At 53.3% G+C, this 13,804-nt stretch carries 10 protein-coding genes and 1 pseudogene; 7 read left to right on the top strand and 4 right to left on the bottom strand.

Annotated elements, in window-relative coordinates:
* Positions 1-106 precede the first annotated feature (106 nt).
* Positions 107-1,219: an iron-sulfur cluster carrier protein ApbC gene (apbC, locus tag ACJ8HB_RS03510; protein ID WP_033637733.1), complete on the top strand. Its 1,113-nt coding sequence runs from the start codon at positions 107-109 to the stop codon at positions 1,217-1,219.
* Positions 1,220-1,264: 45 nt separating this feature from the next.
* Here apbC and ACJ8HB_RS03505 read toward each other — a convergent pair whose 3' ends face one another.
* Positions 1,265-1,894, bottom strand: a complete 630-nt coding sequence (locus ACJ8HB_RS03505) for a phosphatase PAP2 family protein (protein WP_047568504.1) — start codon at positions 1,892-1,894, stop codon at positions 1,265-1,267.
* 231 nt (positions 1,895-2,125) lie between these two features.
* Between ACJ8HB_RS03505 and udk the strand changes: the two genes are divergently transcribed.
* The 3 genes from udk to asmA all read left to right on the top strand — a co-directional run bounded on the left by udk (position 2,126) and on the right by asmA (position 5,352).
* Positions 2,126-2,767, top strand: coding sequence for a uridine kinase (udk, locus tag ACJ8HB_RS03500; RefSeq protein ID WP_004938922.1), 642 nt, complete (start codon positions 2,126-2,128; stop codon positions 2,765-2,767).
* 126 nt (positions 2,768-2,893) lie between these two features.
* Entirely contained in the window at positions 2,894-3,475 is a 582-nt protein-coding gene (gene dcd, locus ACJ8HB_RS03495; protein WP_004938917.1) for a dCTP deaminase, read from the top strand.
* Between the two features lie 44 nt (positions 3,476-3,519).
* A complete protein-coding gene (asmA, locus tag ACJ8HB_RS03490; RefSeq protein ID WP_047568501.1) occupies positions 3,520-5,352 on the top strand; it encodes an outer membrane assembly protein AsmA in 1,833 nt (610 codons plus the stop codon).
* A gap of 54 nt (positions 5,353-5,406) precedes the next feature.
* On the opposite strand, the gene ACJ8HB_RS03485 is transcribed toward asmA, so the two are convergent.
* Positions 5,407-7,200, bottom strand: coding sequence for a hypothetical protein (locus tag ACJ8HB_RS03485; protein WP_072021578.1), 1,794 nt, complete (start codon positions 7,198-7,200; stop codon positions 5,407-5,409).
* Positions 7,201-7,470: 270 nt separating this feature from the next.
* Between ACJ8HB_RS03485 and dcuC the strand changes: the two genes are divergently transcribed.
* Entirely contained in the window at positions 7,471-8,823 is a 1,353-nt protein-coding gene (gene dcuC, locus ACJ8HB_RS03480; protein WP_047568499.1) for an anaerobic C4-dicarboxylate transporter DcuC, read from the top strand.
* Between the two features lie 31 nt (positions 8,824-8,854).
* Here dcuC and ACJ8HB_RS03475 read toward each other — a convergent pair whose 3' ends face one another.
* Together ACJ8HB_RS03475 and ACJ8HB_RS03470 are read right to left on the bottom strand one after the other, a co-directional pair.
* Positions 8,855-10,438, bottom strand: coding sequence for a TerC family protein (locus ACJ8HB_RS03475; protein ID WP_047568497.1), 1,584 nt, complete (start codon positions 10,436-10,438; stop codon positions 8,855-8,857).
* Positions 10,439-10,680: 242 nt separating this feature from the next.
* Positions 10,681-11,174: pseudogene (locus tag ACJ8HB_RS03470) on the bottom strand (transposase); the annotation flags it as partial.
* A 515-nt stretch (positions 11,175-11,689) separates the two neighbouring features.
* Between ACJ8HB_RS03470 and galU the strand changes: the two are divergent.
* Positions 11,690-12,589, top strand: a complete 900-nt coding sequence (galU, locus tag ACJ8HB_RS03465) for a UTP--glucose-1-phosphate uridylyltransferase GalU (RefSeq protein WP_047568495.1) — start codon at positions 11,690-11,692, stop codon at positions 12,587-12,589.
* Between the two features lie 40 nt (positions 12,590-12,629).
* A complete protein-coding gene (locus tag ACJ8HB_RS03460; RefSeq protein ID WP_047571666.1) occupies positions 12,630-13,541 on the top strand; it encodes a sugar phosphate nucleotidyltransferase in 912 nt (303 codons plus the stop codon).
* Positions 13,542-13,804: the final 263 nt, after the last annotated feature.

Below are 13,804 nucleotides of genomic sequence, written 5' to 3'. Positions count from 1 at the left end.
GCGCCCTTCGCTGCTAGGGCGGTTTCTTGCAGGTTATATGCGTCAGCGGCAGCGCAGTTCTGATATGCTTAGCCGGAAGCTACCCATTCAAAATCAAGGAGCCGGGATGAACGCAAAATCCCCTGAGCAGACCAACCCCGAAGTTCTGCGCGCCCTGGTGACCGGTGTACTGGCCGCCTTTGAACACCCGACGTTGAAAAACAACCTGACCGCATTGAAGGCCATTCATCACTGCGCGTTGCTGGACGATGTGCTGCATATCGAACTGACGATGCCGTTTGCCTGGCAGAGCGGTTTTGAGGCGCTGCAGGCGAGCGTCGGCCCCGAATTGCTGCGCGTGACCGGCGCTTCCGCCATCGACTGGAAGCTGAAACACGACATCACGACGCTGAAACGCGCCAACGGCCAGGCCGGCATCAAAGGCGTGCGCAACATCGTCGCCGTCAGCTCCGGCAAAGGTGGGGTGGGCAAATCCAGCACCGCCGTCAACCTGGCGCTGGCGCTGGCCGCCGAGGGTGCAAAGGTCGGCATTCTGGACGCCGACATTTACGGCCCGTCGATCCCCAACATGCTGGGCACCGAACATGAGCGGCCGACTTCGCCGGACGGTCAGCACATGGCGCCAATCATGGCGCACGGCCTGGCGACCAACTCCATCGGCTATCTGGTGACCGACGACAACGCCATGGTGTGGCGCGGCCCGATGGCCAGCAAGGCGCTGATGCAGCTGCTGCAGGATACGCTGTGGCCGGATCTGGATTATCTGGTGCTGGACATGCCGCCGGGCACCGGCGACATCCAGCTGACGCTGTCGCAGAACATTCCGGTAACCGGCGCGCTGGTGGTCACCACGCCGCAGGATATCGCCTTGCTGGATGCCGCCAAGGGCATCGTGATGTTCGAGAAAGTGCATGTGCCGGTGCTGGGCATCGTGGAGAACATGAGCGTGCATATCTGCAGCAACTGCGGCCACCATGAGCCGATCTTCGGCACCGGCGGCGCCGAGAAGCTGGTGCAGAAATACCACAGCCGTCTGCTGGGGCAGATGCCGCTGCATATCTCGCTGCGCGAAGACCTGGATCGCGGTACGCCGACGGTGATCAGCCGCCCGGACAGCGAATTCGCCGAGAGGTATCGTCAACTGGCCGGCCGCGTGGCCGCGCAAATGTATTGGCAGGGCGAGGCGATCCCGACAGAGATCGCGTTCCGCGCGCTGTAATCTGCCTATCGCACTGCAAGAACCCGGCTCAAGCGCCGGGTTTTTTTATGGGATGCGGGTGGGGTTGTGCAAATCTGCCCGGGTATAAGGGCGTTCGATCTGCGCCAGCGTTTTGGCGATATGCTCCAGCAATCCCTGGGTGGGGGCCGGCTGCCGCTGCCCCATCAGCGCCAAGGGCAAGGCCAGCGCGATGGCGAAGTGCGGCCAGGAGAGATGCGGGCGCGCTTTGTTCCGTTGCAACCGCAGGAACAGTGCGCTGGCCAGGTAGCCTAAAATCAGCCCGCTGATCACCTCTGATACCGAATGCACGCGAATTTCCAGCCGCGACACGCCGATGGCGAAAGGCAATATCCATCCGGTCAGCAAAGCGATGCTGCGTATCGGGTGGGAAAAGCGGCCGGTCAACGTCCAGAGCAGTGGCGGCCAGATGCTGGCCGCGAGGGCTGAATGGCCGCTGAATCCGATGAAATCATAGCGCTCGCTGCCGATGCCCCAGCCCATAAAGGCCAGTTTGGACAGGCAGACCACCCCGCCGGTGAATCCGAAGATCAGCGCCCACTGCCAACCCGCCGCGCGGGTGGCGGGAGACATGAGCAGCAATAAAAACAGAATCAGCGCGCAGGGCAGCAGCAGCATGCTGTCGCCGAAAAAAGTCAGAAAATACCAATCCAGCACATCAATCTCCGATGAAAGGGGGGCGGGGAGCAAAAGTCAGCGCCGAGGAGTGTAACCCGTTACGGCGCGTTGCCCTAGCCGCGAGATTCTTAAAATGCCGCGTGCCCGTGGCGTGGCAGCCCGAATTCGCCCGCCGCCGCGCAATATACAGTGGCGCAATCCCCGGCGACTCCCTATAATTGTCGCGTTTTAGTTCCCCCCTTCACATTACGAAATCAGGTCTTTAATTTTATGACTGACAATCCGCATCAGTGCGTCATTATTGGTATAGCTGGCGCATCTGCCTCCGGAAAAAGCCTTATCGCCAGCACGTTGTACCGCGAACTCCGCGAGCAGGTCGGCGATGAGCACATCGGCGTTATTCCAGAAGACAGTTACTATAAAGACCAGACTCACCTGACCATGGAAGAACGGGTCAAAACCAACTATGACCACCCGAGCGCCATGGATCACAACCTGCTGTTCCAGCATCTGCAAATGCTGAAAGCCGGCAAGGCGATCGAGCTGCCGCTGTACAGCTACACCGAGCATACGCGCAAGAAAGAAACCGTCCATCTCGAACCTAAAAAAGTGATCATTCTGGAAGGCATCTTGCTGCTGACGGATATCCGCCTGCGCCAGGAGATGAACTTCTCGATCTTTGTCGACACGCCGCTCGATATTTGCCTGATGCGCCGCATGAAGCGCGACGTCAATGAGCGCGGCCGCTCGATGGATTCGGTGATGGCGCAATACCAGAAAACCGTGCGCCCGATGTTCCTGCAGTTTATCGAACCTTCCAAACAATACGCCGATATCATTGTCCCGCGCGGCGGCAAAAACCGCATCGCGATCGATATTCTGAAAGCCAAAATCAGCCAATTCTTTGAATAATGCCGCTTACATGGCCGGAAATGCGCATTTCCGGCCGGCGGCCAACTATTTGCACCCCGGCGTAGACCTTTCGCCCGTTGTGTGGCAATTTTTGTTTAGTTACGCGTTTTGATGGAGAAGAAAGACATGAGACTGTGCGACCGCGATATAGAAGCCTGGCTGGATAGCGAGAAACTGGTGATTTCCCCGCGCCCGCCGCTCGAACGCATCAACGGGGCCACAGTAGATGTCCGTTTGGGCAATCAGTTCCGCGTGTTCCGCGGCCATACCGCGCCTTTTATCGATCTTAGCGGGCCGAAAGATGAAGTCAGCGCCGCGCTGGATCGCGTGATGAGCGACGAGATTGTCCTGCCGGAAGGCGAGGCGTTCTTCCTTCATCCCGGTGAACTGGCCCTGGCGGTGACCTTCGAATCCGTGACGCTGCCGAACGATCTCGTGGGCTGGCTCGACGGCCGTTCTTCTCTGGCGCGTCTGGGGCTGATGGTGCACGTGACCGCGCACCGTATCGATCCGGGCTGGCACGGGCGCATCGTGCTGGAGTTTTACAACTCCGGCAAGCTGCCGCTGGCGCTGCGGCCGGGGATGCTGATTGGCGCCTTGAGCTTTGAGCCGTTGTCCGGCCCCGCGGCCCGGCCATACAACAGCCGGCAGGACGCAAAATATCGCGATCAGCAGGGCGCAGTAGCCAGTCGAATCGACAAGGACTAACGGCGCGGGATGCACCGTCGGTGTGGCGCTGACAAGAGGGTGGCATGAGAAGATTACTGACGACATTGGCGATTTTACTGGTGGTCGTGGTGGCGGGGATGTCCGCGCTGGTACTGCTGGTCAATCCGAATGATTTTCGCGGTTACATGGTCAAAAAGGTCGAGCAGAAGAGCGGCTACCAGCTGACGCTCGAAGGCGACCTGCGTTGGCATATCTGGCCGCAGCTCAGCATTTTGGCCGGGCGCATGACGCTGACCGCGCCGGGCGCCAAGGCGCCGGTGGTGAGCGCGGAAAACATGCGCCTTGACGTCAAACTGTTGCCGCTGCTGTCGCATCAGCTGTTTGTGAAACAGGTGATGTTGAAAAACGCCGTCATTCGCCTCACCCCCGACAGTGAAGAGCACTCGCAAGTGGACGCCCCGATTGCGCCGGCCGGCAGCGGCGCTGATGCGGCAGACGCGGCCTGGAAATTCGATATCGATAACCTGCGCGTCGTGGACAGCCTGTTGATTTGGCAGCGCGCCGACAACGAGCAAATCAATGTCCGGGACATCAATCTTACCCTGCAGCAAACGGAGAAACGGCAGGCGCGGCTGGACATCTCCAGTCGGGTCAACCGCGATCAGCGCGACCTGGCCTTCAGCATGGCGGCCGATATCGATCTGCAGCAGTTCCCGCACCAGATCGGCGCCAAGGTGACCCAGTTCAATTACCAATTGGCGGGGGCAGATATTCCGAACGGCGGTATTCAAGGCGAGGGCAATGCTCAGGTGGTCTATCAGCAGACGCCGGCGCAGATTGCCGTCAGCCAGCTGAACGTCAGTGCCAATAACAGCCAGTTGACCGGCGATATCAGCGCCAGCCTGGGGGCGGTGCCCGGCTATGTGGTGAACCTGAGTTCGGCTAATCTCGATCTCGACGCGCTTTCCGGTTGGCAATCCAGCATCAATACCGCCGAGCAGCCCGCCGTGACCGCCGCGCCGGTGATCGCCAGCCAGGTTGACGATCGGCAGCAGAACCTGGAAGCGCTGCGCGATTTCAATGCACAGCTGAATCTGCAGGCGGCGCAGTTGACCTACCGCGGTATGAACGTTACCCAGTTAGCCGTCGCGGCGGATAATCAACGCGGCCTGCTGACGCTGCATAAACTTGCCGGGCAATTGGCCGGCGGCGATTTCTCCTTGCCGGGATCGCTCGACGCTCGCGGCAATAAACCGGTGATAAACGTGCAGCCGACCCTGAACCAGGTTGAGCTCGGCACGGTGCTCAAAGCCTTCGACATGCCGCAGATGCTGACCGGCAAATTCAGCATGAAAGGAGATTTGACCGGCGATCGCCTTTCTTCACAGTCATTTGAGCACCGTTGGCGCGGTACGGCGCAGTTGGCAATGCAGGATGCGCAGTTGCACGGCCTGAACATTCAGCAATTGATCCAACAGGCGGTGGCGCGCAACGATAACAGCGTGCGCGGGCAAGACAGCTATCAGCGCTATACCGAAGTCAAAAGCGTCTCGGCGCGGGCCAGCCTGAGCCAGGGCACTGTCAAGCTCAGCAGCCTGACGGCGGATTCGCCTTTGCTGGCGTTGACCGGCGCCGGCAGTATCGATATGCCGGGAAAACAGTGCGATATGGCGCTTAACGTGCGTGTTACAGGCGGCTGGCAAGGGCGCGGCGAACTGATCGAGCAACTGCAAAAAACGCCGATCCCGCTGCGGGTTTACGGGCCGTGGCAACGGCTGAATTACCAACTGCAGGTCGATCAGGTGCTGCGCAAAACGCTGCAGGATCGGGCTAAAGATGCGCTGAACAAATGGGCTGAAAAGAACAAGGATTCGCGCGAAGGCCAGGATCTGAAGAAGCTGCTCGACAAGCTGTGATATTAGCCCCTATGGGAGAAGTACTATCATTCCTGTAGGGGCAATTAACTGTAATTAATCAGATATTTTACCGTACCCCTTCCATACACCCGGAGAACCTGATTCTACGCATCTCCAACCGTCCCAACTACCAGCTATGGGGAGGGTATTTATGACTCTATCTCCTTGATTGTAACTACCTGATGTTGGCACTGCATTACTGTAAATTGTTCGCACATTACTTGGGATTGAAATTTTCTGTTCGGCCCCAATTAACTCTTTCCCTGCAACATTGTTAGCGTAATAAACGCCATTAATGCAGTTAAAAATCACATTTCCCAGTACAGTACTATTTATAAATGAATGAGATAATTTTCTGTCATTGAGTTTGTCATTAAAATATATGTCTTTAGATACGATAACTCCATCAAAATGAACTCCTAGGGATGGATTGACAGAGCCATTTACAGACAGTTGACCTATCGAGCCGCCAAACCATCTTATAGAACCTGCCGTTTTATTTAATATGACATCAGCTGCGTAGACGTTTGAGAACTGATGATTTCCATAGTAAGCCGAAATTATTATGTTCCCTACGCGGCAATTGGATAAAGAAATATTTCCTCTTTTCCCCTCAGCCAGAGTCTTAATATCACCACCTAATGCACGCCCCCCGCTTATCGTGGTTGCGCCGTAGCCTTTAATTAATACAGCGTTTCTGAAGCGAGAACCAGCATGTTCAATTATTTGTACATCTGCATTATCAACTTCTAAAAAGTCTCTCTTTGCCCATTGATTTTGATCTCTAACCTCGGCATGTGTTTGGGTGAACATGAGCCCAATTCCACTTTTAATGCGAACATAAGGGCTGCACTTATTGTTCTCTATTTGACAGTTGTTGAATCTTATCATGTTACACGCATCATTTTTGATGGTGCTTGTTAGTAATAATGCCGGATGCGTCGTTTGTGAATTGTCGCTAACATCACCGGTAGAGTATCCACCGTCTTGTATATTGGTTGCTTCAAAAACGGAATCTTGTACTTTATCTAGCCAAAGATTGCAACCATGAAAAGAGTAGATCTGTAGATTGTTGGTGTAAATATATCCGACGTTACTAATGCGTAGTGCACTCAACGTATAGTTATTTCCATCGAAAGAAATATTTTCTATCCTCAAGCCCCAACTGAAGATCTTCTCATGATTATATTCTAAAAGTATCACATCGGGATTTTTCGGATCCTCGCTTGGTGATATTATACAGTTTCTTGTGTTGCTCCCTCTCAGTACTCCGGCCCAATTACCCGGTATCCGTAATATGCCTGGTTTAAGATAAGTGACTCCACTTGGAAAAATCAGCTCAACTCGATAGTTATTTACCATGGATTCTTGGAGTATATTTGAATTGTCCTCGCCGTACTGAGGTGAACCAATCCTGACACCTAGCCATTCAATTGGCCAAATATTTGTTGATACGGAATCAACTCTTATCCAGCACCAGATTTCATCTACTCTAATAACAATTCCATTTTTTTCCTTTAGATCTTTTGAACGAGCTGAGTAAAACTCTCCTCCACCTGTTGATTTGATATCATTAGTGGAGTAAAAGCTAACGACATCAATTTTTTGCCCAGGAAATTGGGGGGTTATTTTTCTTAATGTATCAATATCTGGGCAACGACCTATATATTTAGCACCATCATAGCCGGATAATTTTGACGAGAGAACAGATAAATTGTTACTTGAAGATAAGTCTTGTTCCGTACTGTTGGATTCGATGCTTTTTACGGTCTCTGCCGCATAGGACTTCGCTACTAAAATACCTGAGGTGCCCGCTATGATAGTTTTTACCAGATCTCTTCTGTTCATATGTCCACCCATGAAACATAATGTAAGATGAAGGATGTTAACGATAATAGCATCTGATAAAAGCTTGTAAACATTAAGTTGTTAAATGTCTTTTCCAAATGTTATGGCATTGTTATCTATGAAAATGAAGGAAATTTATTATTAGGATTGTTCTGTCATTCAAGGGGGTATCAATTTATTGCGATATTTCCTATTTTGTTTGATTTGCATCACGATTAAGTCGTGGCGTTTCCTTAGTCTATTATTTGTCTATTTTCTTTGGGATTATTTATGACTGAGCTCGCTATTGGGATTATCGTTGCTGCCTGTGTAGGTCGTTACATCATCAAAGGATATTCCGCCACCGGCGTCTTGATGGTGGGCGGGTTACTGCTGCTCGGTATCAGCGCCCTGATGGGGAAAACGCTGTTGCCGTCCGGCGCCGCGTCTACCGGCTGGCGCGCGACCGATATTATCGAATACGTCAAGATCTTGCTGATGAGCCGCGGCGGCGATCTGGGCATGATGATCATGATGCTGTGTGGTTTTGCCGCCTACATGACGCATATCGGCGCCAACGACGTGGTTGTCAAGCTGGCCTCGCGCCCGTTGCAGATGATCAACTCGCCTTATCTGCTGATGGTGGCTGCCTATTTTGTCGCTTGCCTGATGTCATTGGCGGTCTCTTCCGCCACTGGTCTCGGCGTATTGCTGATGGCGACGCTGTTCCCATTGATGGTGAACGTTGGCATCAGCCGCGGGGCGGCGGCGGCCATTTGCGCTTCGCCGGCGGCGATTATCCTGGCGCCGACCTCCGGCGACGTGGTGCTGGCAGCCAAGGCGGCGGAGATGCCGTTGGTGGACTTCGCGTTCAAAACCACGCTGCCTATCTCGATTGCCGCCATCGTCTGCATGGCCGTGGCGCACTTTTTCTGGCAGCGTTATCTCGACAGGAAGAGTGATGAACAGCATCACATCGTGGACGTCAGCGAAATCAAAACGCATGCGCCGGGGTTCTACGCGATATTGCCGTTTACGCCGATCCTCGGCGTGCTGATCTTCGACGGCAAATGGGGGCCGGAGCTGCACATCATTACCGTGCTGGTAGGGTGCATACTGTTGGCGGCCGCGATCGAGTTCGTGCGCAGCTTCAGCGCCAAACAGGTATTCAGCGGCCTGGAAGTGGCGTATCGCGGCATGGCGGACGCATTCGCCAGCGTGGTGATGCTGTTGGTGGCCGCGGGCGTCTTCGCGCAGGGGTTGAGCACCGTCGGCTTTATCAGCGGATTGATCGGGTTGGCGCAGTCGTTCGGCACCGGCGGTTTGATCATGATGCTGGTGTTGGTGGTGATTACCATGCTGGCGGCCATGACCACCGGCTCCGGCAATGCGCCGTTCTATGCGTTTGTCGAACTGATCCCGAAACTGGCGGCGCAGATGGGCGTGAATCCGGCCTACCTGGTGATCCCGATGCTGCAGGCGTCTAATCTCGGCCGCACGCTGTCGCCGGTCTCCGGTGTGGTGGTGGCGGTCTCCGGCATGGCGAAAATCTCGCCGTTCGACGTGGTGAAACGCACTTCGGTGCCGGTGATTGTCGGGCTGGTGGTGGTGATCGTGGCGACGGAGCTGCTGGTTCCCCAGTAACACAAAGGCCGGGCAATGCCCGGCCTCAATGTTAAACCTCGTAGTCCTCCGCTGGGAGAGGCGGGGTGATCTTCACTTTAAGGATGCGGTGGCTGCTGACCTCCAACGGCTCGAACAGGTAGTCACCGATCCTGATTTGTTCGCCTTCTTGCGGCACGCGCTGGCTGTGTTCCATCAATAGCCCCGCCAGCGTGTGGTATTCGCGCTTTTCTTCCAGCGGCATCGGCAAGTACAACACCAGATCTTCCAGCGGCATATAGCCGTTGGCGATCCAGCTGCCGTCCTCGTTTTGCTGAATGTCGTGGCGTGCGTCCACCTCTTCGCCGGCCTCCGGCAGGTTGCCGGCGATGGTTTCCATCACGTCCGTCAGGGTGACGACGCCTTCGACGGAGCCGAACTCATCGACCACAAAGGCAAAGTGCGTCTGCGCCTGGCGGAATTGTTCCAGGGCGCTTAACAGCGTGAGCTGTTCCGGGAAGATCAACGGTTGGCGTATCAGCGCACGTAGATCCAGCGGCGCCTGCGCCAGCTGCTGTTTGAGGACGTCGATGGTGTGGATCACGCCCAGCGGCTCATCGCTGGCGCTGCTTTCTACCACCACGATGCGCGTGTGCTGATTACGCTCCAGCAACTGCGTCAGCTTTTCCTGCGGATCGTTCAGCTCAAGGTATTCGACGTCGTGACGCGAGGTCATGATGCTGCTGACGGTGCGCTGCGCCATGCCCAACACGCGTTCGATCATGCGCCGCTCTTGCTGGTTGAAGATCTCGCCGTTTTCGCTGTCGCTGTCCGCCAGCAGGTTGGCGGAATGGCTGTCGACCTCCGCTTCTTCATGTTTACCACTCAGCATGCGCAGTACCGCCTCGGCGGTGCGCTCGCGCAGTGGCCGCACCTTTGACAGGAAACGACGGCGGTTGAACTGCGCCAGCTGGTTCAATGCCTCGATCATCACCGAGAAGCCGATCGCCGCGTAGAGGTAACCTTTCGGAATGTGATAGCCGAAGCCCTCCGCCACCAGGCTGAAACCGATCATCAGCAGGAAGCTCAGGCATAGAATAACGATAGTCGGGTGAGCGTTGACGAAGCGCGTCAGCGGCTTGCTGGCCAGCAGCATCAGGCCGATGGCGATACAGACCGCGATCATCATCACCGCCAGGTGATCGACCATCCCAACGGCGGTGATCACCGAGTCGAGCGAGAAAACGGCGTCCAGCACCACGATCTGCGCCACCACCAGCCAGAAACGTGCGCCTTTGCGCGCGCCGTGCTGCTCTTCATCCTTGCCTTCCAGCCGCTCATTAAGCTCCATGGTGGCTTTGAACAGCAGGAATATCCCGCCGACCAGCATGATCAGATCGCGACCGCTGAAGGGGTGCTCCGCGACGATGAACATCGGTTTGGTCAGCGTCGCCAGCCACGAGATGGAGGCGAGCAGCGCCAGACGCATGACCAGCGCCAGCAACAGACCGACGACACGGGCCTTATCTCTTTGTTGTTTTGGTAGTTTGTCCGCAAGAATGGCGATGAAGACAAGGTTGTCTATACCCAGCACGATTTCCAGCACGACCAACGTGGCCAGGCCGGCCCAAATTGTTGGATCAGCGATCCATTCCATACGCCCAATTTCACCTGTAAGTTCTACGGCTTATGCCGCTCGGGAATGATGGGCGTTGAGGCGGCAAAATTCAACTTTAATCAGAGGAAGTGGATGAAAACGGGCATTTAGGCTGACAAAAGCCCCCCATAATCCTAAACGCGCTTGAGGGGGCCACTATGACCGAGCAACGGTATACGGTATATAGATCTTGTGACCTGCTCCCTAAGATCAGATACAACTGCCAGTTAGTCATATCAGTTGTGGATAACAAGCAGACCTTCTCGACGCAGTGGCTGCCATTACGGCGGGAACCGATGCGTCTGCGCTCCGGTGCCAGTTCGGTGATGCGTTCAGATAAATTCGCATCAGTCGTCGACGTTGCGCTTCATCGCGACTCGTCGACAAGTACAAACCCGCCAGCAGATCTGATATTGCGACAGGCCCGTCGCTTCACACATCATTACAACAGCTACCTGCTTGTGGTCTGTTGCCAGTACTTTCGGCGCTGCATAGCCTGTAATGTTTCCTTTTCAAGCATGGATTCTGCGAGCAACCTCTAGAGGTGAGCATTCTCTTCTTCAAGTGACTTAAGACGTTTTAATTCAGGTAATTCCATGCAGCCAAACTTCTTACGCCAAGTATAAAAGGTAGCTTCAGAGATCGCATGCTTACGGTCAAGTTCACGGGCAGGTATACGCGCTTCGATTTCACGGAGAATACTGATGAGCTGTTCGCTGGCAAAACGCTTCTTCATGCGGGGCATCATGTCGCTCATGAAGAAATTACTAACGTCAGGATGGGGTGAACAACGAAGAGCGGGTCACATGAAGCCAATTGTTCATAAAAAACACATGACTAAAAATTTAAATAAATCAGATCGTTGAAATAAATCCCTATGCTACACTTCGTCTGTATACAGATCGTTAGTAGTCTTATTCTGAAAACACCTAACCACAGGTATCTAAGGCTTGTATCAGTAAGTTAATAGTATAAGAATCTTAGCCTCATAAATGGCAACAACTAGCATTGTTTGGTTATAAGGCACACACTTTTTGCCGTTTTGTGAGTCGCAAACATTCATGTGGGCATACAAACTTCGTGGTTCGTAGAAGTGTGATGGTAATTGCCAGTAAATTCGCAACCAACAGCATTTTGGTAGCTTTAAGCCAAGGGCGGTAGCGTGCCTGAATGAATTTTCGTATTGCCATGCTTTGTCCGATTGGTGTGGTTTATGCTAAACAAATCAGTTAATTGCTTGTGGAAGTGGACATGCAGAAAAGACTAAAGGCTGTGATCCCCGTGGCGGGTCTAGGGACGCGTATGTTGCCTGCAACCAAGGCGATCCCTAAAGAAATGTTACCAGTGGTTGATAAGCCACTTATCCAATACATTGTCAGCGAATGTGTTGCCGCCGGTATCAAAGATATCGTACTGGTCACACATTCTTCAAAAAATGCGATTGAGAACCATTTCGACACCTCTTTCGAATTAGAAGCAGTATTGGAAGCGCGAGTAAAACGCCAGCTGTTGGCTGAAGTACAAAACATCTGCCCACCGGATGTGACCGTGATGCAGGTTCGCCAAGGGCAAGCGAAAGGACTTGGACATGCGGTATTGTGCGCCAAACCGATGGTGGGTGATTACCCCTTCGTAGTTCTCCTGCCGGACGTCTTACTGGATGAAGCAAAGACAGATCTTCGCAAAGAAAATCTGGCCAAAATGCTCCAGCGTTTTGATGAGACGGGATTCAGTCAAGTCATGGTTGAACCGGTACCGGAAGAAGACGTATCTAAATATGGCGTGGTAGATTGCGCGGGTGCTGCGCTCATTGCGGGTGAAAGTGCACCAATGATGGCGGTGGTAGAGAAACCGGCTCGTGAGGACGCTCCTTCAAATCTAGCTGTTGTTGGCCGTTATGTGCTTTCCGCAGACATTTGGCCTTTACTTGAGAAAACTCCGCCTGGCGCCGGCGATGAAATCCAGTTGACCGATGCTATCGCCATGCTGATGGATGAGCAAATAGTGGAAGCCTTTCATATGAGCGGTAAATCACACGACTGCGGCGATAAACTGGGTTATATGAAGGCCTTTGTGCAATACGGTCTACGCCATGCCACAGAAGGTGAGGATTTCTCGCGATGGTTGAAGCTGGCCTTGAATAACAACTAACATGTGGCTGAGTACGTTCACAAGATTGAAGAGGACGAGCATGACGAAGTTGAAAGCTGTCATTCCTGTCGCTGGCCTTGGCATGCATATGCTGCCAGCGACCAAAGCGATTCCTAAAGAGATGTTGCCGATCGTCGATAAGCCTTTGATTCAATATATTGTTAATGAGTGCGTAGCGGCAGGCATCAAAGAGATCATTTTGGTTACGCATTCATCTAAAAATGCAATAGAAAACCATTTCGATACGTCCTTTGAACTGGAAGCGATGCTCGAGGCTCGTGTTAAGCGCCAGTTATTGGATGAAGTCCAATCGATAACGCCGAAAGGCGTAACGTTGATGCATATTAGGCAAGGGCAACCTAAAGGGTTGGGTCATGCGGTGCTTTGCGCCAAACCATTGATCGGAGATGCTCCTTTCGTGGTGCTGTTGCCGGATGTGTTGCTTGACGATGCTAAAGCCGATCTGAAAAAAGATAACTTGGCACACCTGATTTCCCGTTTCGAAGCGACGGGATTGAGCCAGCTGTTGATACAACCTGTGGATGAGCATGTTTTGCGCGATTACTCTGTTGTGGAGTGCCAGAATAATACGTTGCAGTCAGGCGAATCCTCACCTATTACCGCTATCATCGAAAAGCCTGACAACCGTGTTCAACTGAAATCCAACTATTCAGCTGTTGGGCGCTACGTACTGTCAGACGCCATCTGGCCTATTTTGGAAAAAACCGAGCCGGGTGCCTGGGGACGTATTCAGTTGACGGATGCGATAGCCGAGTTACTGAAGCATCAGACGGTCGAGGCCACTGAATTAGTTGGTGAGTCGTTTAACTGCGGTGAAAAGCTAGGTTATCTACGGGCATTCGTGACTTATGGATTACGCCACCCTACACAGGGTCACGCATTTCGAGAATGGCTTAGACAATTTGATTTTGGATTGCTGTCAGCTAAGTAACTACAGCAGTATAGAAATTATTTAAACAAGTCGAGCAATCGAGAGTTTGCTCGTCTTTCTTTTTGCTATGTCACAGTCCTTGATGTTAACAAGAGAAAGTTAGTTCATTGTTTATGATAATGTAATTCGGTTAAATGAAGCCTCAATGTGATCTACCTAGAACCGCAATTCATTGTGTTCTTTACATCATAAGGATAGGGGCTGAAAGGGGAGGTGAATTATGGGCGCTCGACGTCAGTTTTATTCTACTGAGAAGAGAACTC

The organism is Serratia sp. CY27727, assembly GCF_052169275.1.
Taxonomy (GTDB): domain Bacteria; phylum Pseudomonadota; class Gammaproteobacteria; order Enterobacterales; family Enterobacteriaceae; genus Serratia; species Serratia sarumanii.
This window is presented reverse-complemented; position numbering and strand designations above follow the sequence as displayed.

What these genes read in the sequence shown, in the direction of transcription:
- galU (WP_047568495.1), top strand. Translation starts at nt 11,690, where the DNA reads ATGCAGAAAAGACTAAAGGCTGTGATCCCCGTGGCGGGTCTAGGGACG.
- udk (WP_004938922.1), top strand. Translation starts at nt 2,126, where the DNA reads ATGACTGACAATCCGCATCAGTGCGTCATTATTGGTATAGCTGGCGCA.
- ACJ8HB_RS03475 (WP_047568497.1), bottom strand. Translation starts at nt 10,438, where the DNA reads ATGGAATGGATCGCTGATCCAACAATTTGGGCCGGCCTGGCCACGTTG.
- dcd (WP_004938917.1), top strand. Translation starts at nt 2,894, where the DNA reads ATGAGACTGTGCGACCGCGATATAGAAGCCTGGCTGGATAGCGAGAAA.
- asmA (WP_047568501.1), top strand. Translation starts at nt 3,520, where the DNA reads ATGAGAAGATTACTGACGACATTGGCGATTTTACTGGTGGTCGTGGTG.
- ACJ8HB_RS03460 (WP_047571666.1), top strand. Translation starts at nt 12,630, where the DNA reads ATGACGAAGTTGAAAGCTGTCATTCCTGTCGCTGGCCTTGGCATGCAT.
- ACJ8HB_RS03485 (WP_072021578.1), bottom strand. Translation starts at nt 7,200, where the DNA reads ATGAACAGAAGAGATCTGGTAAAAACTATCATAGCGGGCACCTCAGGT.
- apbC (WP_033637733.1), top strand. Translation starts at nt 107, where the DNA reads ATGAACGCAAAATCCCCTGAGCAGACCAACCCCGAAGTTCTGCGCGCC.
- dcuC (WP_047568499.1), top strand. Translation starts at nt 7,471, where the DNA reads ATGACTGAGCTCGCTATTGGGATTATCGTTGCTGCCTGTGTAGGTCGT.